This is a genomic window from Helicobacter suis (genome assembly GCF_902196135.1).
GTDB lineage: Bacteria > Campylobacterota > Campylobacteria > Campylobacterales > Helicobacteraceae > Helicobacter > Helicobacter suis_A.
On the sequence record NZ_CABIKE010000009.1, the window covers coordinates 1 to 23,970 of the forward strand.

At 40.9% G+C, this 23,970-nt stretch carries 28 protein-coding genes; 23 read left to right on the forward strand and 5 right to left on the reverse strand.

Going from position 1 to position 23,970, the window contains the following annotated elements; genetic code table 11:
• Positions 1-361 precede the first annotated feature (361 nt).
• Genes G6Q06_RS05780 through epsC form a run of 9 tightly spaced genes read left to right on the forward strand, consistent with a single transcriptional unit; the run spans position 362 to position 8,861 of the window.
• A complete protein-coding gene (locus G6Q06_RS05780; RefSeq protein ID WP_240329280.1) occupies positions 362-1,363 on the forward strand; it encodes a lipid A deacylase LpxR family protein in 1,002 nt (333 codons plus the stop codon).
• Positions 1,364-2,227 carry a hypothetical protein gene (locus tag G6Q06_RS05785; RefSeq protein WP_163565999.1) on the forward strand — a complete coding sequence of 288 codons (864 nt, stop codon included), beginning with the start codon at positions 1,364-1,366 and terminating at the stop codon, positions 2,225-2,227.
• A complete protein-coding gene (locus G6Q06_RS05790; RefSeq protein ID WP_163533951.1) occupies positions 2,224-2,562 on the forward strand; it encodes a diacylglycerol kinase in 339 nt (112 codons plus the stop codon). Before G6Q06_RS05785 ends, G6Q06_RS05790 begins: the two co-directional genes overlap by 4 nt.
• A gap of 10 nt (positions 2,563-2,572) precedes the next feature.
• A complete protein-coding gene (gyrA, locus tag G6Q06_RS05795; RefSeq protein ID WP_205435939.1) occupies positions 2,573-4,990 on the forward strand; it encodes a DNA gyrase subunit A in 2,418 nt (805 codons plus the stop codon).
• Complete coding sequence (locus G6Q06_RS05800) at positions 4,977-5,381, forward strand: hypothetical protein (RefSeq protein WP_163566001.1); 405 nt, start codon at positions 4,977-4,979, stop codon at positions 5,379-5,381. The genes gyrA and G6Q06_RS05800 overlap by 14 nt, the downstream gene beginning before the upstream one ends.
• 1 nt (position 5,382) lies before the next feature.
• Entirely contained in the window at positions 5,383-6,519 is a 1,137-nt protein-coding gene (locus tag G6Q06_RS05805; protein ID WP_163534743.1) for a sigma-54-dependent transcriptional regulator, read from the forward strand.
• Positions 6,520-6,571: 52 nt separating this feature from the next.
• The gene (locus G6Q06_RS05810) at positions 6,572-7,417 is read left to right on the forward strand and encodes an aldo/keto reductase (RefSeq protein ID WP_163564132.1); all 846 of its coding nucleotides are present in this window, start codon (positions 6,572-6,574) and stop codon (positions 7,415-7,417) included.
• 9 nt (positions 7,418-7,426) lie between these two features.
• The gene (gene cysK, locus G6Q06_RS05815; RefSeq protein ID WP_163566002.1) at positions 7,427-8,350 is read left to right on the forward strand and encodes a cysteine synthase A; all 924 of its coding nucleotides are present in this window, start codon (positions 7,427-7,429) and stop codon (positions 8,348-8,350) included.
• Complete coding sequence (gene epsC, locus G6Q06_RS05820) at positions 8,331-8,861, forward strand: serine O-acetyltransferase EpsC (RefSeq protein ID WP_205426757.1); 531 nt, start codon at positions 8,331-8,333, stop codon at positions 8,859-8,861. Before cysK ends, epsC begins: the two co-directional genes overlap by 20 nt.
• 176 nt (positions 8,862-9,037) lie before the next feature.
• Here epsC and G6Q06_RS05825 read toward each other — a convergent pair whose 3' ends face one another.
• Complete coding sequence (locus tag G6Q06_RS05825) at positions 9,038-9,388, reverse strand: hypothetical protein (RefSeq protein ID WP_163534765.1); 351 nt, start codon at positions 9,386-9,388, stop codon at positions 9,038-9,040.
• Here G6Q06_RS05825 and G6Q06_RS05830 point away from each other — a divergent pair.
• Both G6Q06_RS05830 and G6Q06_RS05835 read left to right on the forward strand, forming a co-directional pair.
• Complete coding sequence (locus tag G6Q06_RS05830; protein ID WP_163566003.1) at positions 9,354-10,496, forward strand: hypothetical protein; 1,143 nt, start codon at positions 9,354-9,356, stop codon at positions 10,494-10,496. The two genes, G6Q06_RS05825 and G6Q06_RS05830, sit on opposite strands and share 35 nt — an antisense overlap.
• A 57-nt stretch (positions 10,497-10,553) precedes the next feature.
• A complete protein-coding gene (locus G6Q06_RS05835) occupies positions 10,554-10,760 on the forward strand; it encodes a hypothetical protein (protein WP_240329281.1) in 207 nt (68 codons plus the stop codon).
• A gap of 556 nt (positions 10,761-11,316) precedes the next feature.
• Here the strand turns inward: G6Q06_RS05835 and cmoA are convergent.
• The 4 genes from cmoA to bioD form a co-directional block, all read right to left on the reverse strand.
• Positions 11,317-12,015, reverse strand: a complete 699-nt coding sequence (gene cmoA / locus G6Q06_RS05840) for a carboxy-S-adenosyl-L-methionine synthase CmoA (protein ID WP_163533961.1) — start codon at positions 12,013-12,015, stop codon at positions 11,317-11,319.
• Positions 12,012-12,788 carry a thiazole synthase gene (locus G6Q06_RS05845; RefSeq protein WP_163566004.1) on the reverse strand — a complete coding sequence of 259 codons (777 nt, stop codon included), beginning with the start codon at positions 12,786-12,788 and terminating at the stop codon, positions 12,012-12,014. Before G6Q06_RS05845 ends, cmoA begins: the two co-directional genes overlap by 4 nt.
• Positions 12,789-12,790: 2 nt before the next feature.
• Positions 12,791-13,432, reverse strand: coding sequence for a superoxide dismutase [Fe] (gene sodB, locus G6Q06_RS05850; protein ID WP_163566005.1), 642 nt, complete (start codon positions 13,430-13,432; stop codon positions 12,791-12,793).
• Between the two features lie 73 nt (positions 13,433-13,505).
• Positions 13,506-14,165, reverse strand: a complete 660-nt coding sequence (bioD, locus tag G6Q06_RS05855; protein WP_163566006.1) for a dethiobiotin synthase — start codon at positions 14,163-14,165, stop codon at positions 13,506-13,508.
• 114 nt (positions 14,166-14,279) lie between these two features.
• Between bioD and G6Q06_RS05860 the strand changes: the two genes are divergently transcribed.
• Genes G6Q06_RS05860 through G6Q06_RS05915 form a run of 12 tightly spaced genes read left to right on the forward strand, consistent with a single transcriptional unit; the run spans position 14,280 to position 23,906 of the window.
• A complete protein-coding gene (locus G6Q06_RS05860) occupies positions 14,280-14,696 on the forward strand; it encodes a universal stress protein (RefSeq protein WP_040499074.1) in 417 nt (138 codons plus the stop codon).
• Positions 14,696-16,921 carry an AAA family ATPase gene (locus G6Q06_RS05865; protein WP_163566007.1) on the forward strand — a complete coding sequence of 742 codons (2,226 nt, stop codon included), beginning with the start codon at positions 14,696-14,698 and terminating at the stop codon, positions 16,919-16,921. The genes G6Q06_RS05860 and G6Q06_RS05865 overlap by 1 nt, the downstream gene beginning before the upstream one ends.
• Before the next feature lie 8 nt (positions 16,922-16,929).
• Positions 16,930-17,283: an aspartate 1-decarboxylase gene (gene panD / locus G6Q06_RS05870; protein ID WP_205426758.1), complete on the forward strand. Its 354-nt coding sequence runs from the start codon at positions 16,930-16,932 to the stop codon at positions 17,281-17,283.
• Positions 17,277-17,579: a YbaB/EbfC family nucleoid-associated protein gene (locus G6Q06_RS05875; RefSeq protein WP_163535335.1), complete on the forward strand. Its 303-nt coding sequence runs from the start codon at positions 17,277-17,279 to the stop codon at positions 17,577-17,579. Before panD ends, G6Q06_RS05875 begins: the two co-directional genes overlap by 7 nt.
• Positions 17,569-18,585 carry a DUF7488 domain-containing protein gene (locus G6Q06_RS05880; protein ID WP_205435941.1) on the forward strand — a complete coding sequence of 339 codons (1,017 nt, stop codon included), beginning with the start codon at positions 17,569-17,571 and terminating at the stop codon, positions 18,583-18,585. Before G6Q06_RS05875 ends, G6Q06_RS05880 begins: the two co-directional genes overlap by 11 nt.
• Positions 18,572-19,462, forward strand: a complete 891-nt coding sequence (locus G6Q06_RS05885; RefSeq protein ID WP_163566008.1) for a polyprenyl synthetase family protein — start codon at positions 18,572-18,574, stop codon at positions 19,460-19,462. Before G6Q06_RS05880 ends, G6Q06_RS05885 begins: the two co-directional genes overlap by 14 nt.
• Entirely contained in the window at positions 19,459-20,232 is a 774-nt protein-coding gene (surE, locus tag G6Q06_RS05890; protein WP_163533967.1) for a 5'/3'-nucleotidase SurE, read from the forward strand. Before G6Q06_RS05885 ends, surE begins: the two co-directional genes overlap by 4 nt.
• Positions 20,233-20,278: 46 nt before the next feature.
• Positions 20,279-20,938 (forward strand): hypothetical protein, encoded by a 660-nt coding sequence (locus G6Q06_RS05895; protein WP_163566009.1) that lies wholly within the window; start codon positions 20,279-20,281, stop codon positions 20,936-20,938.
• Complete coding sequence (locus tag G6Q06_RS05900) at positions 20,938-21,573, forward strand: 6-pyruvoyl trahydropterin synthase family protein (RefSeq protein WP_205435943.1); 636 nt, start codon at positions 20,938-20,940, stop codon at positions 21,571-21,573. The genes G6Q06_RS05895 and G6Q06_RS05900 overlap by 1 nt, the downstream gene beginning before the upstream one ends.
• The gene (locus G6Q06_RS05905; RefSeq protein ID WP_163533968.1) at positions 21,555-22,295 is read left to right on the forward strand and encodes a 7-carboxy-7-deazaguanine synthase QueE; all 741 of its coding nucleotides are present in this window, start codon (positions 21,555-21,557) and stop codon (positions 22,293-22,295) included. The genes G6Q06_RS05900 and G6Q06_RS05905 overlap by 19 nt, the downstream gene beginning before the upstream one ends.
• Positions 22,295-23,608 carry a DHH family phosphoesterase gene (locus G6Q06_RS05910; RefSeq protein ID WP_240329284.1) on the forward strand — a complete coding sequence of 438 codons (1,314 nt, stop codon included), beginning with the start codon at positions 22,295-22,297 and terminating at the stop codon, positions 23,606-23,608. Before G6Q06_RS05905 ends, G6Q06_RS05910 begins: the two co-directional genes overlap by 1 nt.
• Positions 23,598-23,906 (forward strand): single-stranded-DNA-specific exonuclease, encoded by a 309-nt coding sequence (locus tag G6Q06_RS05915; protein WP_163566010.1) that lies wholly within the window; start codon positions 23,598-23,600, stop codon positions 23,904-23,906. Before G6Q06_RS05910 ends, G6Q06_RS05915 begins: the two co-directional genes overlap by 11 nt.
• Positions 23,907-23,970 lie beyond the last annotated feature (64 nt).

Sequence of the window (23,970 nt, forward strand, 5' to 3'; positions counted from 1 at the left end):
CCTGCAAGCTTAAGCTAAGCCGATCATTGCGTTAGAGGATTTGTACTAAACCCTGCTTTAAGCGCAGGGAAGTATCAAGCATAGAAAAATCTTAGGTCTATAAACCTTTCAATAAATCCCCAAATCTCTAAATTTATTTAAAAACCCTCCCTAGCTTTTTAACGCGGGTGGTGTTTTTAGATTTTAGGAGGCGTTGTATTTGGCAGTTTTTGTTGCAATTTTAAGGCTTTTGCCTAAGAACTCTCTTGTAGCCATTTTTTAGCCTACTCTTTTGATTACAAAACAAATTTGCTAACTCAACAAGGATTTTTATCTAAATCAAATCCCCTATCTAAGCCCGTGCTTTGATTTTTTGGCTATAATGCCAGCGATGAAATCACACGCCCCTCTTTTTTGTATGTTGCTTTGCTCTCTTAGGGCTATGGATTTAACCCCCTATCATAAGCAATATATCCAGTTAGTAACTGAAGATGATGGCTATATCAACCCCTACATTGATCGTTACTACACGGCAGGTACGCGTATTGGCTGGGTGAGTAAAGAATATAGCTATTTTAAGCGCAAATCTGCCATGTCTTGGGCACGCTTTGTAAGCCTGCAGGGTAAAAAAAATCGCATGACTCGCTTTAATATCTATCTCACCCAAGACATGTACACCCCCACGCTTGCCCACCGCTTACTCACAAATATAGTTAAAGGCGATCACCTCTATGGGGGTTGGTTGCGGCTTAATTTTGGTATTTTCCAAAGAAGCGCGCATGCTTTAGAACACACCAGTTTTTCTATTGGCATGGTTGGTCCTGCCTCTTTAGCAGGCCCTACGCAAAATCTTATCCACACTTGGGGGCATGATCCTAAGTTTTTGGGCTGGAATACCCAAATTAAAAACGAATTTATCTTTGAATTTAACTACACTTGGATTCAAAAACTTGATTTTTATAAAAGCCGTTATTTTAGTATTGACATGTTGCCCGCAGCTAGTTTTAGTTTGGGTAATGCCTTGACTAATTTTAACTTAGGGGCTACTTTGCGCATGGGTTATAACTTAGAGGCTGATTTTGGCCCTAATGAAATCCATAGCGGTTTTCCCGGAGGTGAGCCTTATAGTAACCGCTTAGCTTTTTATGTCTTTGTAGGGGCTATGGGGCAATTCCAGCCCTTAGATGTGTTTGTACAAGGCAATGATGCACAAACCAGAGGCATCACGCAATTACCCTATTTTCTCTATAACGCGCAGGTGGGAGTGGCTTTGCTCTATAAGGGCATGCGTTTTTGCTTTAGTGCGATCGATCTAAGTAAAACTTTTAGAGATCAGAGCAGAAACCATAATATCGGTAGTATTGAATTGGATATTGCTTTTTAAATGTCTAAAAAGATTGTCGTTATTTTACTAGGAGTGGGGGGGTTGTTAGCGGTTTTGCTATTTGGAGTGGGTTTAAAATTAAGCAGTGATATTAAACATAAATTAGAGGAAAGTTTAAACAATTTAGCCAAGCATATACACGCAATGCCCTTTACTTGCAAGGGTTTTAAAAATATTGTCTGTGAGAGTGCGGGTATTCATGGCCAAACGGGGGCAATTTTTCTAACTCTAGCTGAGGTTAAAACAAATGCCTTACAATTTAAATTAGACATCCCCAAGCTCTATGCTACTAAAACATGGATGCCAACAAGTGCGGGTTGTTTATTAGATTTAAGCCTACAAGACACGCTTGTAGAGCATAACACCTGCCATTTAAAAGGGCAACAAATTTCTTATAATCTGCTATTAGATGCCCGTTTAAAGGACGGGGATAAACCCTTAAATCTTAAAAATCTTTTAGGTTCTCAAGCCCAAACACAAAATGTAACAATCCTCGTTGAAAAATTAGGGGTTAAAACCTATTCTAAAGATTTTCGCTCTGTTCTTTACCCTCTTTTACAAAAAACAGGGGATATACACACCTCCCATTTTGACGCGCAAGCCTACAATAAAGCCCTAGAGGAAGTTGTGCGCTCTTTTAGGGGCACTGTGCTAGTTGGGCTATTAGTAGCCGGCTTACAAGGTGAAGCACAAGCAGCACAAGAACTTTCTAACCAATTACTAGCCTTTGCACAAAACAAACGCGATCATGTAAGCTTTGAATTAGTGAATAAAAACGCTCCTTTTATACCTTTGCTAGATTTCATCCATGGCAAAAATTTATTAGATTATCTCCCGCATTTTTCTATTAAAGTGTTGCCATGAAGCGCCTCTTGCTGGCATGGCTATACTCCAAAGATGGATTAAAGGCTGCCTTTAGCGAAGAGCCTGCTTTTAGACAAGTGGTGTTTTTGTGCGGGATTAGCCTATTAGGGGCTTTTTTTTGCGCACATTCTTTTATCCAGTTTGTACTCTTAATTCTGCCCGGGGTACTCTCTGTGATTGTAGAGCTTCTTAATAGCGCGATTGAAAACGCGGTGGATTTTACAGGTACGCAAAAACACCCATTAGCCAAAAAAGCCAAAGACATGGGCTCAGCAGCGCAATTTGTGTGTTTGCTGTTTTTGGTGGGGGTTTGGGTGGGGTATTTTATTTTTTAGAGAGGTTGCTATGGAAGTGAAAGAAATTGTCATTGAGGAATCGTTAAAAGCCAGTTATTTAGATTACTCCATGAGCGTCATTGTAGGGCGTGCCCTGCCAGATGCACGCGATGGGTTAAAACCCGTACACCGGCGTATCCTTTATGCCATGCACGAATTAGGCTTAGGGGCACGCGTGCCTTATAAAAAAAGTGCGCGTATTGTAGGCGATGTCATCGGTAAATACCACCCCCATGGCGATAGTGCAGTCTATGAGGCTTTAGTGCGCATGGCACAAGATTTTTCTATGCGTTTGCCTTTAGTAGATGGACAGGGTAATTTTGGCTCTATTGATGGGGATAATGCGGCCGCAATGCGCTATACAGAGGCACGCATGGCAACTCCAAGTGAGGAACTTTTAAGAGATATTGATAAAGACACGGTAGATTTTAACGACAATTATGATAACACCCTAAAAGAACCCGATGTTTTACCTAGTCGCCTACCTAATTTACTCATCAATGGCTCAAGCGGAATTGCTGTAGGCATGGCCACCTCTATTCCTCCCCACCGCTTAGATGAAATTATAGAGGCTCTTATTTTTGTGCTAGAAAACCCGCAAGCTAGCTTGAGTGATATTTTAGATTTAATACCCGGTCCAGATTTTCCTACAGGCGGAATCATTTATGGCAAACAGGGCATTTTAGAGGCTTATAGTAGCGGGCGGGGGCGTATCCGCGTGCGGGCTAAAACCCGTTTAGAAAGAATAGAGGGGCACGAGAGTATCATCATTGAGGAAGTCCCCTACCAAACCAACAAGGCTAAACTTGTAGAACAGATTAGCGAACTAGCGCGCGATAAAATTGTAGAGGGGATTTCTGAGGTACGCGATGAATCCGATCGAGAAGGGATTAGGGTTGTTATTGATCTAAAAAGAGAAGCCAACGCCCAGATTGTGCTTAACCAACTATATAAATCTAGTGGCATGGAAAGCACTTTTAGCATTATTTTACTGGCTATCCACAATAAAGAGCCCCGTATCTTTAATTTGCTTGAGTTGCTCAAACTCTTTTTAATGCACCGTAAAACTATTGTGATTCGCCGCACAATTTATGAATTAGAAAAAGCCAAAGCCCGTATCCACATTTTAGAGGGGTTATTAGTTGCGCTGAAAAATAGCGAAGCTATAATTGATCTGATTAAAAAAAGTAGCGATACACATAGCGCTCAAGAGGCATTAATTCAAGCCCACCAACTAAGTCAAGAACAAAGCAAGGCGATTTTAGAAATGCGCTTGCAAAGATTAACCGGATTAGAGCAAGAAAAAATCTCTAAAGAACATGCCGAACTTCAGGCGATCATTCAAGAATTACAGGCCATTTTAGAGCATGCCGACAAACTTAACAACCTCATCAAAGAGGAATTATTAGAGATCAAAGAAAAATTTAGCAGCCCGCGTAAAACCCAGATTGAAGAGGATTATGAAGCGCTAAGCGATGAGGATTTAATCGCCCGTGAGGATATGGTGGTTACACTAAGCCATAGGGGCTATGCTAAACGCATGCCCTTAAAAATCTATGAACAACAAAAACGCGGGGGCAAGGGCAAAATCTCGGGAAACACCCATGAAGATGACTTTATAGAGTTTTTCTTTAGCGCTAACACCCATGATATTATCCTTTTTATCACAGATAAAGGGCAACTTTACTGGCTTAAAGTTTATAAAATCCCTGAAATGGGGCGTAATGCCATAGGTAAGGCCTTAGTTAATCTCATTGATATAGCACCGGGGGAAAAAATCTGTGCCATTCTCTCTACCCCGGATTTTAGCCCGGATAAATTTTTAGTTTTCTTTACTAAAAAGGGCATGATCAAGCGCACACAGCTTAGCGCCTTTGGACGGGTGCGCATAGGGGTGCGATCCATTGAGCTAAAAGAAGGCGATGCACTTGTAACCGCACAGATACTTGAGCATGAAAATCAAGAATTATTCATGGCCACAGCTAAGGGGATGTGTATTCGCTTTAAGGCTAGTGGGGTAAGAGATATGGGACGGACAGCTATGGGAGTGATTGGTATGCGCTTAAAAGAGGGGGATTTTGTCATTGGGGCTAGCATAGCACTTAGCGATCAACACAAACTTTTAACCATTAGTTCTAAGGGCATGGGCAAACAAACTTTAATAGGGGCTTATCGCCTGCAAAATAGGGGAGGTTTAGGCGTGATTGGGGCTAAACTCACGCCTAAAACGGGGAATTTAGTAGCCATTGTGCATGTAGATGAGGGGCAAGATTTAATGCTTTTGACTAAAAATGGAAAGATGATTCGCATGCCAATGGATAGTATCCGTGAGACAGGACGCCATGCAAGTGGGGTTAAGCTTGTAAGCGTGGAGGGCGATGGGGTGGTGTATGCTAATACCTGCCCTAAAGAGAATGAAGTGGAGTAGTCTTTTTATGCTACTTTGCCACACTCTTTTGGGGCAAGAATTTATGATTTCTTATGCCATGCAGGTGCAAAATGGAATTGCTACCCGTGCTAGCTTTGGTTTTAGCCGGGCTTTAAAAGAACATGCGAGTAAAAAGAGTTTTAGCTGTGAAATCCCTATTAAAGAGACTACACTCTCCTCCAAACAAAAACCCTTTTTACTAGATATTTTGCTACAAACTTACCAAGATCAGGTAGTGGATTGTTTGTATAAAGGAGAGGTACAAGTACAAAGTAGCGGATTTAACACCCATTTTCAAAACCAAAATAACACCACTTTGCGCATCATTGCGCCTGCTAATGTGCATTTAGAGGGGGCTTTGTTAGTGCTTGAAGTTTATTTAAGGAGATAGCATGAAAATTGCCATCGTAGAGGATGATATTAACATGCGCAAGAGTTTAGAGCTCTTTTTTAGTGATCAAGAGGATTTGGAGGTGGTGGCTTTTAAAGGACCTAAGGAGGCGCTTAAGGCTTTAGATGAGAGTTTTGAGCTCATCATTACAGATATTAACATGCCCCAAATGGACGGGCTAGAATTTTTGCGCCATTTGGAGGGGCGTTATGAGGCCATTGTGATTACAGGCAATGCTACCCTTAATAAAGCCATTGAGTCTATCCGTTTGGGGGTGAAAGATTTTTTCCAAAAGCCTTTTAAGCCGGAACTGCTCTTAGAATCTATCTATCGCAGTAAAAGAGTACTAGAGTTTCATAAAAATAAACCCAAACAAAAGCCTTCTAAAGAATTTTTCATCGCTTCCTCTCAAGCCCTAGAGGCCGTGCAAAGACAAGCTTTAAAAGCAGCAGTTACAGATGCTAGCGTGTTTTTACAAGGCCCTAGCGGGGTGGGTAAGGAAGTTTTTGCCCGCTTTATCCACACCCATTCTAAACGCGCTAAAGAGCCTTTTATGGCTATTAATATGGCTGCTATCCCTGAACACCTTTTAGAATCCGAGCTTTTTGGCTATGAAAAGGGGGCTTTCACCGATGCCACAGCGACAAAGCCCGGTTTATTTGAAATGGCGCATAAGGGGAGTGTGTTTTTAGATGAAATTAGTGAAATGCCTTTAAAACTACAAAGCAAACTTTTACGGGTGATTCAAGAAAGAGAGCTGATGCGGCTTGGGAGTAATAAAACTATTAAAGTTGATTTGCGCTTTATTGCAGCCACAAATACTAATATCCAAGAAAAGATCGCGGCTAAAGAATTTCGCGAGGATCTCTTTTTTCGCCTACAAACCATTCCGCTAAATATCCCCCCACTTAAAGAGCGCAAAGAGGAGATCTTACCCTTAGCCGAGTGGAAACTTAAAGAAGTACTGCAGGTTTATAATTTGGGGCAGAAACATTTTTCTAAAGGTGCGCAGGAGTGTTTGCTTAATTACACTTGGCATGGTAATATCCGCGAGTTGCTCTCAGTAGTAGAGAGGGCAGCTATTTTAAGCGAGGGGGAGAGTATTAGTGAGAAAGATTTATTTTTGGAGCGGAGTTAACTTTTTTGTGCTATTAGGTAAGCGCCTTTTATTCTTTAAGCAAGGAGATTAAGTGGAATTTGTAACTTTAAACAATGGAGTGAAAATCCCTATTTTAGGTTTTGGGGTGTTTCAAATCCCAGATGATGCCTGTGAAAAGGCCGTTTTAGAAGCCATTGAATGCGGGTATCGTTTGATTGACACCGCACAGATGTATCAAAATGAGAAGGGGGTGGGCTCTGCGGTTAAAAAAACCAGTGTACCCCGTGAGGAGCTTTTTATCACCACTAAGGTTTGGTTTAGTAATGCCGGGGAAAAGAAAGCTAAGGCGTCTGTAGAATGCTCTTTAAGAGAAATGCAATTAGACTATCTAGATTTAGTGTTGATTCACCAACCCTTTAATGATTATTACGGGACTTACCGCGCCCTTGAAGATCTTTATAAAGAGGGCAAACTTAAATGCATTGGGGTGAGTAATTTTTACCCCGATCGCCTTGCGGATTTAGTTAGTTTCACCCAAGTAGTCCCTGCCATTAATCAAATTGAGATCAACCCCTTCAACCAGCAAATTAAGGCCCAAGAAACCATGCAAAAATATAAAGTTCAGCCACAGGCTTGGGGACCTTTTGCAGAAGGGCGCAACAACATCTTTAACCACCCCACCCTCCAAAAGATCGCAAATAAGCACAATAAAAGTATCGCTCAGGTGATCTTACGCTGGCTAGTGCAAAGAGAAATTGTGGTTTTATTTAAGTCGGATAAAAAAGCAAGAATGATTGAAAATAGCCAGATTTTTGATTTCAGCCTCCCCTCTGAGGATATGGAAACTATCGCGCAGATGGATCAGCAACAAAGCGCCTTTTTTGATCACCGCGATCCAGGCGCACTAGAGTTTTTAAAAACTTTACCCACCGTTTAAGGATTTTGCATGATTTATCAAAACGCTTTAGAACTCATTGGCGATACACCCATTTTAAAAACAAATCACCTTTTAGAAGCGGGTGCGGCTAGTTTATTTGTTAAGCTAGAAAAATTTAACCCGGGGGGTAGTGTAAAAGATCGCGCGGCTTTAGGGATGATTGAGCAGGCAGAAAAAGAGGGGCGGCTTAAAAAGGGAATGACCATTATTGAACCCACTAGTGGCAATACAGGCATTGCTCTAGCTTTAATGGGCTTACTTAAGGGTTATAAAGTGATGATTGTGATGCCAGATACCATGAGTGTAGAACGCCGTGAACTCATTAGGGCTTATGGCGCTGAGTTGATTTTAACGCCCGGATCACAAGGCACCAAGGGGGCAATTGATAAGGCTTTAGCAATAGGAAAACAAGAGGGCTATTTTATCCCACAGCAATTTGAAAACCCGGCTAACCCTCAAAAACACTACAACACCACCGCAGAAGAGATTTTAAAAGATTTACCTAAAGTAGATGCGGTGGTTTTTGGTGTGGGCACAGGAGGCACGATTGCAGGGGTGGGGCGCAAATTTAAAGAGAAAAACCACCCTGCCCAAATTATCGCAGTAGAACCCGCACAATCGCCCATTTTAAGCGGGGGTAAACACAGCCCCCATAAAATACAGGGTATTGGCGTAGGATTTGTACCGGCTAATTATGATAAAGCGGTAGTAGATGGAGTGATTGCTGTAGATGAGCGCGATGCAGCACATACGGCTAGGCTTTTTGGGGAAAAAGAGGGGATTTTAGTAGGAATCTCCTCAGGGGCAGCTATTTTTGCAGGGATGCAAGTAGCGCGCCAACTTGGCAAGGATAAATTAGTACTTGCCCTAGCACCCGATGGGGGAGAGAAATACCTTTCAACTGGACTTTATGATGCTGGATCTGCGCTATAGTTTAGAGCGCGCTTTACAACAAGACCCAGCCGCCCGCAATAAGTGGGAGGTTTTATTGCTTTATCCGGGCGTGCATGCGCTTTTAGCCCATCGCCTAGCCCACGCCCTTCATAAACGCCGATTTTACTTTTTAGCCCGTGCACTCTCGCAATTTGCGCGCTTTTTAACCGGGATAGAAATCCACCCGGGGGCACAAATCGGGCGCGGGCTTTTTATTGATCATGGCATGGGTGTGGTGATTGGCGAAACCACACAAATTGGCAATGATGTTACGATCTATCATGGCGTAACTTTAGGTGGTACGGGTAAACATAAAGGCAAACGCCACCCAACTTTGGGTAATCGTGTAGTGGTGGGGGCGGGGGCTAAGGTTTTGGGGGCAGTGGTGATTGGAGATGATGTTAAGATTGGGGCTAATGCGGTGGTGCTCTTTGATTTGCCGCGTGGATCAACAGCAGTTGGCATGAAAGCCAAATTAATAGATAAAACAAATGCAGGAGATGAGGAGTGAATGGGTAAAGGTGCGGGGAATGCTATAAATCTGGAGAAAAACTTTCTTGAAAGATATATTTGTGAAAAACGCAGGGAGTATTATATAAAACACCCAATATACTTAAAAATAGGACTAAAGGGGAGGCATCACACTTAATGTTTAGATAATCGCGGGCTTGATAAACATCCACATTCTTATTTATTTTGAGATGTTAGGATGTTTAAGATGATTGTGTAGGTTTTAGGGTAGTGTCTCTCAAGTGTTCCATGTATAGCTGTCATATCGCGTAAAAATTCTAAAATGTCTTTATCCCTTTTGGCTATTTCTTTTAACATTTTTCTTATTTCTGGATATTGCGTCTTATTAACAAAGTCTAAAACCGCTGGATGATTTGGCGGGAGATTTGAGGCGGCTTGGGGATATATGCGTTTGATCATTTCTTTTAAATAATAACGATAAGACTCTGTAGTGAACTCGTGGCCTGTAAATTCGGGTAATCCTTCTATCTGTGTGGAATGTATATCGGTTTTATGTGGCTTTTTCACTAGATACTTCTTTATTTCTTTAGCTTTTGTTTTTTTTAGTGAGAAAGCCCCAAATATACTCGCTGAGACTTTTAAGGCTAAGACGTTCCCTAACCAACTCAGGCAAAAGGCTACTAAAGTACCGCTTAAAAATCAAGAAATCCCCCACAATCCAGCTTTTGGCCAAAACTTTAAAGAGTTTTACCACAATCCAAAAGGTGCAATTGCTAAACTCATAGAAACTAAGGAGGGGCAAGTAGCCGGAGCATTTTATAGAAAGGATTTAGGCGATATAGATTTAGTGTGGGGGGAAATTAGAGATCAGAGCGGTAAACTTAAAGGGCATGGGCTAGCTAAGATTGTAGAAAAACACCTTGATGATTTTAAAGGGTTTGAGGGGAATAGTGCACTTGAGAAGTTAGGGAATGGGTTGGAGGAAATAGTAAGAGAGGGGGATGTGGTTAAAAGAGTAGGCAGAGAAGACGCCTACAACATAACACATAAAGGCTTTATCGTAGGTATTAATAAAGGCTATGATAAGCAAGGCAATAACTATTGGATAGTAACGGCCTTTGATAGAAGCAAGCCTATACAAGAGAAAACCATTAGGACAGCACGCGTTAATGATTTAACAAAAGAGCCGAACAATCCCTCTTTAAACTCTAAAGACATTTCTACCACCCCACCCCTTAAAAATCAAGATCGCCCCTATCAAGTTATTACCGATAAAGAGGCCTTTATTAAAAATTTAGATTTAAGCGCCTATGCTACACCTGTACCTAAAGAACTAGATGTAAAAGCATTTTTAAAGAGTTTAGAGGGTGTAGAAAATAAAGAGAATTTTATTAAACACTTGCAGGCTAAAGAAGATGCCCAAAGTACATTGGCTTATCTAAATTTAGTAGAACCGACTTTAAAAAGCCCAGATATTAAACTCACAAAGGGTAACAGAACAGAACTAATTAAAAGATTTATAGATGAGAATGATAAGTTTTTTGCACTACCCATAACACAAGATGCAGATAAAAAGCTTATAACCTTTATTCCGAAAGCTAGATTGAAATACTTACAAGACAAGATCAGAAACGCCGATCTTATTCAAACCTTTAACGGCCGAGCAGGCGATTAATCGCGTTTGAACCTGCAGGTAAACAATAACCCACACTCACTTAAAAAGTATTTAACTTTGAAAAATCCAGATATTAAACTCATCTTTAAAGACCCGCCTAAGCAAGAGTATATCAAAGCGTTTAAAAAAGACGGGGATAAGAATGTAACTTACTTACTAGTTACAAGAGATGATGATAAGTTGTTGGTTACGGGGTTACCGATCAAAGATAACTATCTACAAATGCAAATTAAAAGTGCTAGCATTATCCACTCTTTCATCTAGCCGGGTAGGCTTGCACCAGTGCAAAGGGAATTACCCCCGAGTGGGCTACCAGAGTTATAGTACAATAAAACAACTTAAAAAACCCCTAACCCTTACCCTAACCTTGTTACTCACCGCTTGCACCCCCCGCATAGTCTACCAAAAGGTTTATATCCCCACCAAGTGTAATATCACTAAGCCAGAGAGACCGCCCGCTCACTTAGATTATTTGAGTTATCTAAAAAAGTTATTGATCCGTATAGATTAAAGGTTAGGGGGTGGTTTTGGAGTGAGTGGCTTAAACTAATGAAGGTAGTGGGCACAAAAAAATATGGTGAAGTGTATGTTTCTGTACCTGCTATTTCCACCACCTAGCCCCGCATTTTTTCCTCAAAGAGATACATCTTTTATCTTAAAAATTCCACTGAAAGAAAAATTACAACTTTGTCAAAACAAGGTTAAAGCTCTTATGAGTAATCCAAACTACGCATTAGCTTACTAGGGTCTGATTGCGTGGTGGTGGAAAAAATGTAAGAAAAATATACCCCTTGGTAGTTTGAAAGATTTTTATCACTAATTAGATTTTGCGCGCAATTAAGAGTCCAAAATTAACCCATTTAAACAGCACCTCTACGGTTTTAAAGCCGGCTTGTTCCAGCAAGGCTATATTTTCTTGTAAACTGTAAGGTACAAGTACATTTTCTAAAGCTTCGCGCTTAAAACTAATTTCATTGAGGCTATAACCCTGAGCTTGTTTATAAAGATAGTAGAGGGCGATCATCTGTTTATCTAAAATGCGATCCAAACTCATCATCTTTTCGGCCACGATAACTACACCCCCGGGTTTGAGGTTTTCAAAAACACGGCTCATTAAGCTCTGGCGCTGTAGTGGTCTAATAAATTGCAAAGTGTAGAGTAGCGCTATAGCCCCTGCTTCCTTTAAATTTGTCTGCAAAATATCCTCACAGCGCCAAGAAATGCAAAAATGTGCGCATTTTTCTTGAGCCTTTTTAAGCATGGCCTGTGCGTTGTCTACACCCACTAAGGGGGTTTGTGGATCTACTTTGGGAGCGAGGGTGGCTAAAAAATTACCCGTAGCACAACCTAAATCATAAACAATTCCGTTTAAATCTTGGGCTACAAAGTGGCTGGCTAGTTTAAGGGTTTCTTCATAGTAGGGGATAGAGCGCTCCAACATGTCATCAAAGACAGAGGCCACCTCCGCATCAAATTCAAAACGCTTAGGTAGGGCGCTGCTAAAGAGAGTATCTTTCAAAGCTTAGCTAAACCAAAAACAGGAGAACTAGGGCTAGCGTAAGCTTTTTTAGGGATACGACCGGCTAAATAACTTTTACGCCCAGCCAGTACAGCATATTTCATGCTCTCAGCCATTAAAACCGGATTTTGGGCTAGTGCAATAGCTGAGTTAGTCAGTACCCCATCGGCTCCAAGTTCCATAGCAATGCTAGCATCTGAGGCACAGCCTACCCCCGCATCAACAATAACAGGTACGCTCACGGCCTCTTTAATAAAACCGATGTTATAGCGGTTTTGAATCCCAAGACCACTCCCAATAGGCGAGGCTAAAGGCATGATCGCGCTAGCACCGGCCTCCTCTAGTTTTTTAGCCATAATTGGATCATCATTGGTATAGGCTAGCACACAAAAACCCTCTTTGGCTAAAGTTTCACAGGCGCTTAAAGTTTCTACCACATCAGGATAGAGCGTTCTTTCATCGCCAATGATTTCAAGCTTAATAAAGGTGATGCCTGTGGCTTCTTTAACAAGGCGAAAGAGGGCAAGCGCCTCTTTAGCGCTGTAGCAACCGGCTGAATTGGGCAAAAAGCTAATGTTGGTGTCTTTGAAAGTATCTAGGAGATTTTCGCTACTTGAATCGGTGATATTAACCCGTCTAACCGCAACGGTTAGCATTTCTGCCCCGCTAGCTAAAGTGGCCTCTTTAGTGGTGGCAAAGTCTTTATACTTGCCACTGCCCACAATAAGGCGAGAGGAAAAGGTTTTAGAGCCGATGATGAGCGGATCGTGCATCACTAGGCTTTCTTATGCACAATTTGGTTAATGTAGTAGTCTACAGAACCCATGCCCTCTTTTTTAGCCCATTCTAAACACTGAGAAACAAAAGCCCAGTTAACATGGTGGTAGAATTTATCCAGATAAACAGGGCGGGCATTTTTGTGATCAATATAGTAGGCATGTTCCCATACATCTACTACTAGAAGTGGGACTTTTTTATCTGTTAGAGGGGTGTGGGCGTTGCTGGTTTGCACAATTTCAACTTTGCCATTAGTGGGGTTATAAACCGCCCAGTTCCAACCAGAGCCAAAAAGAGTTGTCGCGCTTTTAATAAAGGCTTCTTTAAAGGCTTCTAAAGAACCATAATCGTGTTCTAAGGCGCTTTTAAGTTCATCTGTCATTTCTGTGGCTTTAGGGCTCAAGCAATCCCAGTAAAAATCGTGGTTATAGATTTGGGCGGCATTGTTAAAAACACCTCCGCTAGCCTTATTAATGATGCTAAAGAGATCGCTATCTTTAAATTCCCCCTCTTTAGTGAGGTTATTAAGATTGTTGACATAACCTTGATGGTGTTTGCCATGGTGGAAATCAAAAGCCACAGGGCTTAAAAAATCTCCCATGCTATCTTTGCTATAGGGCAAATCTCTTAAAACAAACATGGATACTCCTTATTAAAAAATAGGGTTTTATTATAATCACTTTAGCTACATTTTTGATAAATAGAAAAACCTTTTAGGACTCTAAAAGCTTATCAAGTAAAAGAGAAGTTTGTTCTTGAAAAATTAAAATAGGGTCTTTAAGAGTGGAATTTAGATAATCAATATAGGGCTTACTGGTTTGGTAATAAGAACGAGCATCTGGCATGTTAATAGTGATTTGATAATCTAATTTATGGGTGCTAAGATAGTGTTGGTTGAGCAATAAATCATTGATCATGCCTAATTTACTTGGGCTAATGAGCAAAATCTTAGATCGCAAGGTGAGGGCTAAATCAATAATTTTAACTTTTTCATCTAAGGGCACTAATAACCCCCCCACTCCCTCAACAATTAAAAGATCACAACGCTCTTGCAAGGCTTTTAATTTTTTCTCAATTTGTTTAAAATCAATGGGTGGGAGGTGTGGCTCAAAGCGCGCAGCCACAAAAGGACTAGCCGGTAAAACATAGCGGTAAAAACTAATATCTTCCATGCGGAGATTTTCATCTACATGGAGATTTTCCTCTAAAAACAAGCCTGCATCCCCTAAATCTCCTTGTTGCACGCCACTTTCAATAGGCTTTGCTAAAAGTGTTTTAATCCCTTTTTCATTATAAAGTTTAGCCATTTGCTTAGCTAAGGTTGTCTTTCCCACTCCTGTATTAGTTGCGCTCACAAAAATAGAACGGTACATGACTTAATCCTTGCAGTGGTGTAGGCATTATTATAAACCACGAACTCCAATAACGATACTTTTAAGTTTAACTTTTTTATAATTAGCGCGCATAAAATGCTGTAAGGATTGGCCATGCTTAGAGTGCTTTTTGGAATTAGCGATACACAGGAGTGTAGAAGTGGTGTGGATGCGGCGATTAGATTATTTTCTAGAATCAAGGGCGTGCACTTTACGCTAGTGCATGTAAGTCCAGAGGTGTTAATTTATCCGGAGAGTGGAATCATGAATTATAGCCAAACAGAGGTCGTAGCCAATGAGCAGTCTAGTAAACTCATTGAGGAATTTACACAACTCTTTACCCAACAACAAATTGCCTGTGAAGCGGTTTTAAAAATGGGTAACCCGGTAGATGTGGTGTTGGAGATGGCCCCTGGCTTTGATCTCTTAGTAATTGGAGCTAGCGAGTCTTCTATGTTTTATAAACTTTTTGGATCGCATCAGAATAGTTTTATTGATAACTCGCCTATTCCTGTTTTGGTGGCTAAGTAATGCCACCCATTACAACTAGACTAAATCGTCTCCTGAATGCTGCTTTGGCTTTGGCTACTAAGCTATCTCACCGCTACATCACCCCCGAACATGTCCTTTTTATCATGCTCAATGATAAAGAGATACAGGGGTTTTTAAGGCATTTAGACATTGACATCACAGAGGCCAAGCAGTTAGCCCAAAATTACCTAGTTGAGCATGTTTCTACCTATGAAAATGCTTTAGAAGGCCATGGCAAGATTCCAACTAATGATGAACAACTTGCTAAACTCTTCCAGAGTCTAAGCCGTTATGCTAAAGAAATGCCCTATAAGGTTTTAGATGTACAGGATTTGCTCTGGCTCATGGTAGAAAAAATCCCATGTTATGCCACCGATATTATTAAATCCTACGGGGTAGATGGCCCTAAGATTTTAGAACAACCCCCCCTTGCCTTTTCTAAAGAAAAAACCTCTGCACTTAAAAAATTCGCTAGAAATTTAAACGCTTTAGCCGCAGATCACGCCATTGATCCGGTATCGCATCGCGATGCTGAAATCCAAAAAGTAATTGAGGTCTTGGGTCGGCGTAAGAAAAATAACCCTTTATTGGTGGGTGAACCGGGTGTGGGAAAAACCGCCATTGCTGAAGGATTAGCCCTTAAAATAGTAGAGCGCGATGTGCCTAAATTTTTATACGATTATCGTATCTATGCGCTAGATTTAAGCGGTATGGTAGCGGGGACAAAATACCGCGGGGAATTTGAAAAACGACTCAAAAAAACCCTAAAAGAATTGCAAAAAAACCCCAAAAATATTCTTTTCATTGATGAAATCCACACGGTTTTAGGCTCTGGGGCATCTAGTGCTGGATCGTTAGACGGGGCTAATATTTTAAAACCCATGCTAGCTGATGGGAGTTTGAGTTGCATCGGGGCCACTACCTTTGATGAGTTTAGAGCGGTGTTTGAAAAAGACAAAGCCTTTTGCCGCCGTTTTAGCAAGATTGATATTTTAGAGCCTTCTAAACAAGATTGCTATGCTATTTTAGACGATCTCTCTAGCCATTATGAAAAACACCACAAGGTACACTACACCAAAGAGGCACTAAAGGCATGTGTGGATCTTTCTGTGCGTTATTTGCATGAGAATTTTCTTCCGGATAAGGCAATTGATCTAATGGACATGGCAGGCTCTTTTAAAAAGATTTATGCCCCGGGTAGTAATACCCCCACTATCTCTAAAAATGATATTGAAAATGTGCTTTCTTTTAAAATTGACATCCCAAAATCTCATATCAGTTTTGAGAAGAAAAACCATTTGAAAAATCTAGAAGAACAGCTTAAAAAAGAAGTCTTTGCCCAAGAGATAGCCATTTCTAAACTAGTCAGCGCTATTAAAATCCATGCCTCTGGCCTAATTGCTACAAAAAAACCTGTGGCTAGTTTTTTATTTGTAGGGCCTAGTGGGGTGGGTAAAACAGAGTTGGCCAAAGTCTTAGCCAAACACATGCATTTGCATTTAGAGCGCTTTGATATGAGCGAATATAAAGAAGCCCATAGCATTTCTAAACTCATTGGCGCACCTTCAGGTTATGTGGGCTTTGAGCAGGGCGGGCTTTTGATCAATGCGATTAGAAAACACCCCCGTTGTGTGCTTTTGCTTGATGAAATTGAAAAAGCCCACCCCAATATTTATGATTTACTCTTACAGATTACAGATAATGCTAGCCTTACGGATAATAGCGGTAAAAAGGGAGATTTTAGCCACGCTATTTTAATTTTAACTTCCAACGCAGGCAGTGATGCATTAGGGCAAATGGGCTTTTTAGAAGATCACACCCATAAATACCAAAAAGCTCTTAAAGAGTTACTCAGTCCGGAGCTACGCTCCAGATTAGATGCCATTTTAACCTTTAAACCCCTTAGTTTAGAGAATTTAGAAAGCATTGTGCAAAAAGAATGCAAAAAATTAGAGGCGCTTTTAACCCCTAGAAATGTTAGTTTATCTTTAGAAAAACAGGCTATCACGCACTTGGCCAATTTATGTTTAAAAGACCCATTGGGTGCGCGGGTGGTGGAAAAATTAGTGCATACACATATCAAAGTCCCGCTTAGCGATGCGATTTTATTTGGCGAACTCAAAGAGGGGGGGAGTGCTAAGGTTATCTTGCGTAACCAAAATATCCAAGTTGTATCCACCCCTCTTTCGCGCAAGATTCGCAAGAAAACCACCCCAACATCTTAAGGAAAGGGATGGTAGAAGTTTTGTATAGCAAGATCCACCGCGCTGTGGTTACAGATGCTAATCTTAACTACCAAGGATCTATCACCATTGGTAAGCGCTTGGTGGAGTTAGCTAAATTAGCCCCTTGGATGAAAGTAGATGTACTCAATGTCAATAATGGGGCGCGTTTTAGTACCTATGTGATTGTGGGGGAAAAGGATTATGAAGTTTGTATCAATGGAGCGGCTAGCCGTTTGGTTCAGATAGAGGATTTAGTGATTATCATTGCCTATATTTCTATCCCTTTTGAGCGCCTTAACACCCACAAGCCCCATATTGTGTTTCTCGGGGCTAACAATATCCCTAAGGAAAATCCATGTTAGATTTTAGCCAATTTGGCGGACTTCTCTCCAGTTTACAAGAACAGATTAAAGACTTAGAGGAAAAGAACAAAAACACAGAATTTAGCGCCAAAAGCGGGGGAGGGCTTGTAAAAGTTAAACTCAATGGAGCGGGTGAACTCTTAGATATTCAAATTGATGATAGCCTCTTAGAGGATAAAGAAGCCTTGCAAATCTATCTGATGAGTGCGATTAATGAGGCGTATAAAAACATGGAAGAGGGGCGTAAAAACGCAACTTTTGGTATGCTAGGTGGTTTAAACCCCTTTGCTAAGTAAGTATTTTTTCTTACTCTTATGGGCTAGCTTTCTTTATGCCTATGATTTTTCCCATTGCCAAAAATACTACGATCTAGCCAGTCGCCCGGGTAGCGTGTCTTTATTTTGGGAGGGAAAACAGGTAGCCTTTGTACATGGCAGTGTACCCAAAGGGGTTAAAATCCTTAAAGCCGATCCCTTTGTTGGTTTTTATCTCATTAAAGTCCCTCCCACTAAATTTGCCTATAACCTCCTAGATATTGATGAGCAGGCTTATAAACACCCACTGGCTAGTATAGGAAGCCATGACGCACGACCCGGGAGTATTCTAGCGCGCCAACGGGGTTTTTTAATCTATGCTAGATTTTCTGCTCCCATGCCAGCTAATGCGGTGGTGAGTAATATCTGCTATCAAATTTATGGAATAGGGGTAGGAAATAAAGAAAATGCTTTCATAGAGAGTCGCTATATCAAACGCTTTTTATCCCAAAATAGCCCTTACTATGGAGATATTGGCGTGCGGGTAAAAGAGCAGGGGGGAGTTATGGTAGAGAGTGTAGATCCCTTTTTTACTAACAATCCTTTTTTAGAAAAAGATGTGATCACAAAAATCAACAACCAGCCTATCACTAGCACCGGCCATTTTGAGTGGCTAGTGAGTAATCTCCCTTTTAAACGGGTAATTAGTGTCCAAATTCGCCGCAAAGGGCAATTACAAACCCTAACCGTGCGGGTAGATAAACGCTATGGGGGTTTTTTACTCCCCGATAGTTTTTTAGAGCGTTTTATTAAAATCAACGCGCATTTTGTGATCACGGCTCTACACAAAAACAGACCACAAGCCCTTAGAAATTTACACCTTGGCGATCAAATCCTTTGGATCAACCGCAAGCCCATTGCCTCCTCTAGCGCTAATTTCACCCAGAAACTACGGGCTTTGCGCCAAGCTTTTAGCCATGCCTACATGCAAGGGCGGATTGAAATGTTGATTTTAAGAAAGGGTTTTGAGTTCTATGTCCGCCTCTAAATTACGCGCTTATGAAAACCTTTGCCAAGACTTTGAGGTGTATTTAAAACATGCAAAACCTAAACTAAAGAGTTTCCACCCTACTTTTGAACAAGCCTTTTGGGAAATGCTTTTAAATGGGGGGAAGCGTTTTAGACCTAAGTTGCTTTTAGCGGTGCTTAGTTCTTTTATGCGTTCTCATCTGATGATTAAAAATGCTTTCCCCATAGCTCTAGCCTTAGAAGTTTTACACACCTATTCACTCATCCATGACGATTTACCTTGTATGGATAATGCACCCTTACGCCGCTACCACCCTACTTTACATGTAAGCTATGGTGTAACAGTAGCAACTTTAGTAGGCGATGGGCTAAATACCTATGCCTTTGAACTCCTCTCTAGTGCAAGATTGCCAAGTGCATTAAAAATCTCTTTAATCAGCACTTTAGCCCATTGTGGCGGGGTTTTTGGCATGGTGTTAGGTCAGGCTATAGATTGTTATTTTGAGCATAAACCCCTTGTAAGAGAACAGCTAGAAACACTACACACCTTAAAAACGGCTAAACTCATTGCCGCTAGTCTTAAAATGGGCGCGCTTATTGCTAGAAAATATGCCCGCACCCCTGCTAATTTACCCACCACTCTTTTTAATTTTGGGCTTAAACTTGGGTTATTCTTTCAGGTACGCGATGACATCATTGATCGCACAAAAAGCCCTGAGGAATCAGGTAAAAGCACCCAACTAGATACTTTTAAAAATAACTATGTCAATTTATTAGGCCTTAAAGGGGCACAAGATTATCTTCAAACTTTACAAACAGAATTAAAAACCACCCTTAATACTCTTCCCCCCCTACTAGCCTTGCATTTACAAACCCTTTTAGAGAGCCTAGCATGAAACCTCTTGTTTTACTCACTAACGATGATGGGTATGAAGCTAGGGGGCTTTTAGCGTTAAAAGATGCCTTAGAAGAAGTGGCAGAAGTGATGGTAGTTGCCCCTAAAAATGAAAAATCTGCCTGCGGGCATGGAATCACCACTATGTTGCCTTTACGCATGGAACAAATAGGCCCGCAGTATTACCGGGTAGATGATGGCACACCTAGCGATTGCGTTTGTTTAGCCCTCTTTTTGAGCAAACGCCCCTTTGATTTAGTTATCTCAGGGATTAACCATGGCTCTAACATGGGCGAGGATGTACTGTATTCAGGTACAGTAGCCGGAGCCATTGAGGGCACAATTCATAATATCCCCTCCATTGCAATTTCGCAGTACATCAAAGATTATAAACATTTTGCAGCCCATGATTTTAGTCTAGCCAAACAGATAGCTTGTAAACTTTTACACCTTTATCTCACGCAAGGTTTTCCTTTTAAAGGGCGTAAATTTCTCAATGTGAATATCCCCTACATACAGCCCACAGAGTGCAAGGGGATTAAAATCACCCAAAAAGGAATGCGGCTTTATAAAAACAATATCCATTCTAAACAAGATCCAAAGGGCAGGCAATATTGTTGGTTAGGGCCTAATTCTTTATACTGGGAAGAGCGCGATCAAGTGATCTTGAATGATTTTAAAGCCATTGAACAAAACTATGTTTCTATCACCCCCATCACGCTTAACATGACTAGCTATGCAGATATCAAGACTTTAGAAGGGTGGATTTGATACATTTACCCATAACCCTAGCATACATGCTAAAACTTATAGTAGAATGGGGGTTATGAAAATAGCTTCACGCCTTTTATTATTGTTACTGCCCTTGCTTGGCTTTACCGGTTGTCACCGCTTAAACATGGGCTATTTCTCAGAGATACGAGGGGGTTATATTTTCAATGTCAGCGCCCCTATCGTTGTGGTTTATAGCCCGCAAGATATGATTAGTTCTTTTTATCTACCCCTTATCATCTATGATTTACAAGCAATAGGGTTTTATAATGTTTTTTCCATGCAAGAATACCCGCCTAGTAGAGCTAAAAATATCATCTATGTCCATGTGGTGCGCAATATTTCTGCCTTGCCTATTTATGCCTACCACTATACCCTAATTGATCGTGCTAGACCCGATCGCTGTTACTGGCATGAAGGCCAGTTTTATTGTAGCCAAGTGCCCACAGATTACTATGCGATCAATGGTTTTTCTACTTATAGCAAAATGTTAGTAGGATCGCATTTTATCTTAGATTGGTGGGATAATGTCCTGAATAAACGGGTGCTTTATGTTGATGGGAGTGTAACCGGCAACACTTGCGGGTATAATAGACTTTATGAAGACCTCATCCAAGATACAATTTGGCGTATTGATTTTACCCGCTCTGAGCACTACCGCTACTACCAAAAACTCCCCCTTTATCAACCCTGTTACAAACGCTAATGCAAATCCGCCGACTCTTTTCTTTTTGTGCTAGTCATATTGTGAGGAATTGTACCTCTAGGCGCTGTGCAACCAGCATTCATGGGCACAATTACCAAGTAGAAGTTTTTGTAGAAGCGCATAAACTTGATAGGGCGGGAATGGCCTTAGATTTTGGGATTTTTAAAAATGAAATCGCTAGTTTTATTGATGCCTTTGATCATGCCCATCACTTTTGGAATCAAGAGTCTTTAGAATTTCAAGAATCAATCAAGCAAATGAGTAAGCGCTATGTTAAACTTAGCTTTAATCCTAGTGCGGAAAACTACGCCTTAATGTTTCATTTCTTTTTAGACGCGCTTTTACAGGCCACAGAATTACACAATGAGGAATCGGTGTGTATTTGCTCTGTACGAGTCCATGAAACAGATTATGGTTATGCCCAAAGTTTTAAAGAGGATTTAAAAAATCCGCATTTAATGCGTTTTATTTCGCTAGAAAGTGTAGAGTTTTCAGAAGGGATTTTAGAGCAAATGGCTAACCCGCATTTATTAGATCAGCTTAAAGCCTATCATAAAAATATGAAAAATCCATCGTCTAAAAAGCCCTTTTCAAGTCCCCTTCCTTTGGAGCAAATATGTCCCTCCCACTTGTAGAAACCTTTTATAGCCTGCAAGGCGAGGGTTCTTGTGTAGGCCAACCTAGCATATTTATCCGTTTAGGGGGCTGTAATTTTAAATGTGTGGGTTTTGGTGTAAAAAGCATGATTGATTCAAAAGAAGTAGTGGGCTGTGATAGCGCTTATGCGGTTTATCCTAATGCTAAGTGGAGTTATCTTAAAAGCAGTCAGGAACTTTTAGCGCGTTTAGAGCCCCTTATTTATCCTTCTACATTGCCTCATATTGTACTTACCGGTGGTGAACCCTCTTTACACTTTAACAACCCCATTTTATTAGAAGCATTGCAGGTTTTACACACAAGAGGGCATAGCATTTGGGTAGAGAGCAATGGGAGCGTGTGTTTTGAGTTTAAAGCACCTTTACACGCCTTGCATTTTACGCTAAGCCCCAAACTTGCCTTTGCACAGACTTTTAAAGATTACTCTAAACCTTTACAAAATATTTTAAACCACGCTAAGCAAGTCGTGTTTAAATTTGTAGTAAAACCCCCTTTTGAAGTTTGTATTGCCCAAATTAAAGCGCTCTTAAAACCCCTACATTTTAAAAAACCACCTTTAATCTATCTGATGCCCTTAGGCGTGCAAGCACAAGAAATCCTAGAAGGCTTAAAAAACCTCGCCCCTTTGTGTTTACAACATGGTTATCTTTTAAGCCAACGCCTACATATCTTACTTTGGGGCAACAAGCCGGGCGTTTGATGTTAGAGGCATTTCGTGCTTATATCCAAACCATTAGCCAAGAAGATGGCAAACACCAATTTAGCCTAGATAGCATTTTAGAAATGGGGCAGGGGTTAAAAGCTATAGAATTATTGCACGAGGCACTTAATGCACAAAAACAAATCATTATCGGGGGGGATTATGATTGTGATGGGATGAGTGGAACGGCTTTGGTGATCTACTTCTTTAAAGAAGTTTTGCACTACCCACATATTAACTACATTATCCCGCAAAGAAACACCGATTGTTATGGCATGAGTGTAGAACTTTTAGAGGAATATGAAAACAAACGCCGTTTGGTGCGTACGCATTATAAAAATGGCCAACTAATCGGAGGAATAGCCCTTAATCTACACAATAGCCTTTTTATCACCATTGATAATGGCGCAACAATCCCTGATTCTGTCTGTGATTTTTTACACGCTAGAAATACGGGGCTTATTTTAAGCGATCACCACCACTTTTTAGAAGATCGTATCCCAAAATGCGATGCCTTTATCCACCCTCTTTTAAGCGATAACCACCCTTTTAAAGGCATCAGCGGGGCATGTGTGGGGTATTTATTCATGCTTGCCTATGCCAAACAACAAAAAATTAAAATGCGCTTAGATCACCTCCAATACATGCAGGTTTTAGCAGGGATTTCTACTATAGGCGATATGATGGATGTCAGCGCGCCTTATAACCGCCAACTCTTAAAACGCATGGACAAAACCCTTAAAACCAACATGCCCGCCTCTTTACAGGCAATCTATCAAGCCCAGAAATATAAAAACCCTTACAAACTTTCTACTTTAGCTTGGGATATGATTCCTCTTATCAATGCAGTAGGGCGCTTTGATGGAATCGCGGGGTTTTGCCATTGTAATTTAGTTGTAGATCTTCTAGCCACACAACAGGCTAATCCTGCTTATGCTGCGCTTCTAGTACAAGCCAATGAAAAGCGTAAAATTTGTGTCCAATCGCTTAAAAAAAGCCTAGAAACCACGCAAAAAAATAAGCTAATTTATACGGGTGGGGAAGTCCCACGCGGGGTTTTAGGGGTTTTAGCTAACCAGCTTTTAGAAAATAAGGGGGTTTGTATTGCGCTATGTTGGCGCTATCAGGGGGAAAGTGTAGAGGTGTCTTTACGGGCTAAAGAGGGGGATTTGATCGTACTTTTTACGCGTTTTAAAGAAATGGGGATAGAAGTTTTAGGCGGGGGGCATAAACAGGCTTGTGGGATGGTCTTTAATAATGATGTAGATTTTAATAGGGCGTTAGAATATCTAGGAGGTTTAGATGCTCTTTAAAGTGCCCCAATTAGCCATTTTTGAAAATTCTGAATTTCTTGCTCTCTATCAAGAAGGTGAACCTTATGGGGTGGGCAACCCCGTACCTCTTTTTGAGGTCTGTGCGCGGCTAAAAAGCTGGCGCTATTTAGGCCAAGATCAAAAACACATTAGCTTTATTTTAGAGGATACTAGCGGGATTTTGCTGTGCAAGTGGTGGTTTTATGCTAAAGAGCTTTCTTTAAAAAAGGGGGAAGATATACGCGTGGTGGGTGAATATGATACTTTAGAAAAGGTCTTAAAATGCGTGCATTCTTGAGGGTACAAACGCGTTTAGCCGTGTTTACAATGCATAGTTATAATTTTGTTTAGTTTGAAAGTGG

What these genes read in the sequence shown, in the direction of transcription:
- G6Q06_RS05785 (WP_163565999.1), top strand. Translation starts at nt 1,364, where the DNA reads ATGTCTAAAAAGATTGTCGTTATTTTACTAGGAGTGGGGGGGTTGTTA.
- G6Q06_RS05910 (WP_240329284.1), top strand. Translation starts at nt 22,295, where the DNA reads ATGTTAGAGGCATTTCGTGCTTATATCCAAACCATTAGCCAAGAAGAT.
- G6Q06_RS05915 (WP_163566010.1), top strand. Translation starts at nt 23,598, where the DNA reads ATGCTCTTTAAAGTGCCCCAATTAGCCATTTTTGAAAATTCTGAATTT.
- G6Q06_RS05865 (WP_163566007.1), top strand. Translation starts at nt 14,696, where the DNA reads ATGCCACCCATTACAACTAGACTAAATCGTCTCCTGAATGCTGCTTTG.
- G6Q06_RS05885 (WP_163566008.1), top strand. Translation starts at nt 18,572, where the DNA reads ATGTCCGCCTCTAAATTACGCGCTTATGAAAACCTTTGCCAAGACTTT.
- G6Q06_RS05860 (WP_040499074.1), top strand. Translation starts at nt 14,280, where the DNA reads ATGCTTAGAGTGCTTTTTGGAATTAGCGATACACAGGAGTGTAGAAGT.
- panD (WP_205426758.1), top strand. Translation starts at nt 16,930, where the DNA reads ATGGTAGAAGTTTTGTATAGCAAGATCCACCGCGCTGTGGTTACAGAT.
- G6Q06_RS05905 (WP_163533968.1), top strand. Translation starts at nt 21,555, where the DNA reads ATGTCCCTCCCACTTGTAGAAACCTTTTATAGCCTGCAAGGCGAGGGT.
- epsC (WP_205426757.1), top strand. Translation starts at nt 8,331, where the DNA reads ATGCTGGATCTGCGCTATAGTTTAGAGCGCGCTTTACAACAAGACCCA.
- G6Q06_RS05800 (WP_163566001.1), top strand. Translation starts at nt 4,977, where the DNA reads ATGAAGTGGAGTAGTCTTTTTATGCTACTTTGCCACACTCTTTTGGGG.
- gyrA (WP_205435939.1), top strand. Translation starts at nt 2,573, where the DNA reads ATGGAAGTGAAAGAAATTGTCATTGAGGAATCGTTAAAAGCCAGTTAT.
- G6Q06_RS05900 (WP_205435943.1), top strand. Translation starts at nt 20,938, where the DNA reads ATGCAAATCCGCCGACTCTTTTCTTTTTGTGCTAGTCATATTGTGAGG.
- G6Q06_RS05790 (WP_163533951.1), top strand. Translation starts at nt 2,224, where the DNA reads ATGAAGCGCCTCTTGCTGGCATGGCTATACTCCAAAGATGGATTAAAG.
- surE (WP_163533967.1), top strand. Translation starts at nt 19,459, where the DNA reads ATGAAACCTCTTGTTTTACTCACTAACGATGATGGGTATGAAGCTAGG.
- G6Q06_RS05845 (WP_163566004.1), bottom strand. Translation starts at nt 12,788, where the DNA reads ATGCACGATCCGCTCATCATCGGCTCTAAAACCTTTTCCTCTCGCCTT.
- bioD (WP_163566006.1), bottom strand. Translation starts at nt 14,165, where the DNA reads ATGTACCGTTCTATTTTTGTGAGCGCAACTAATACAGGAGTGGGAAAG.
- G6Q06_RS05875 (WP_163535335.1), top strand. Translation starts at nt 17,277, where the DNA reads ATGTTAGATTTTAGCCAATTTGGCGGACTTCTCTCCAGTTTACAAGAA.
- cysK (WP_163566002.1), top strand. Translation starts at nt 7,427, where the DNA reads ATGATTTATCAAAACGCTTTAGAACTCATTGGCGATACACCCATTTTA.
- sodB (WP_163566005.1), bottom strand. Translation starts at nt 13,432, where the DNA reads ATGTTTGTTTTAAGAGATTTGCCCTATAGCAAAGATAGCATGGGAGAT.
- G6Q06_RS05895 (WP_163566009.1), top strand. Translation starts at nt 20,279, where the DNA reads ATGGGGGTTATGAAAATAGCTTCACGCCTTTTATTATTGTTACTGCCC.
- G6Q06_RS05805 (WP_163534743.1), top strand. Translation starts at nt 5,383, where the DNA reads ATGAAAATTGCCATCGTAGAGGATGATATTAACATGCGCAAGAGTTTA.
- G6Q06_RS05780 (WP_240329280.1), top strand. Translation starts at nt 362, where the DNA reads ATGCCAGCGATGAAATCACACGCCCCTCTTTTTTGTATGTTGCTTTGC.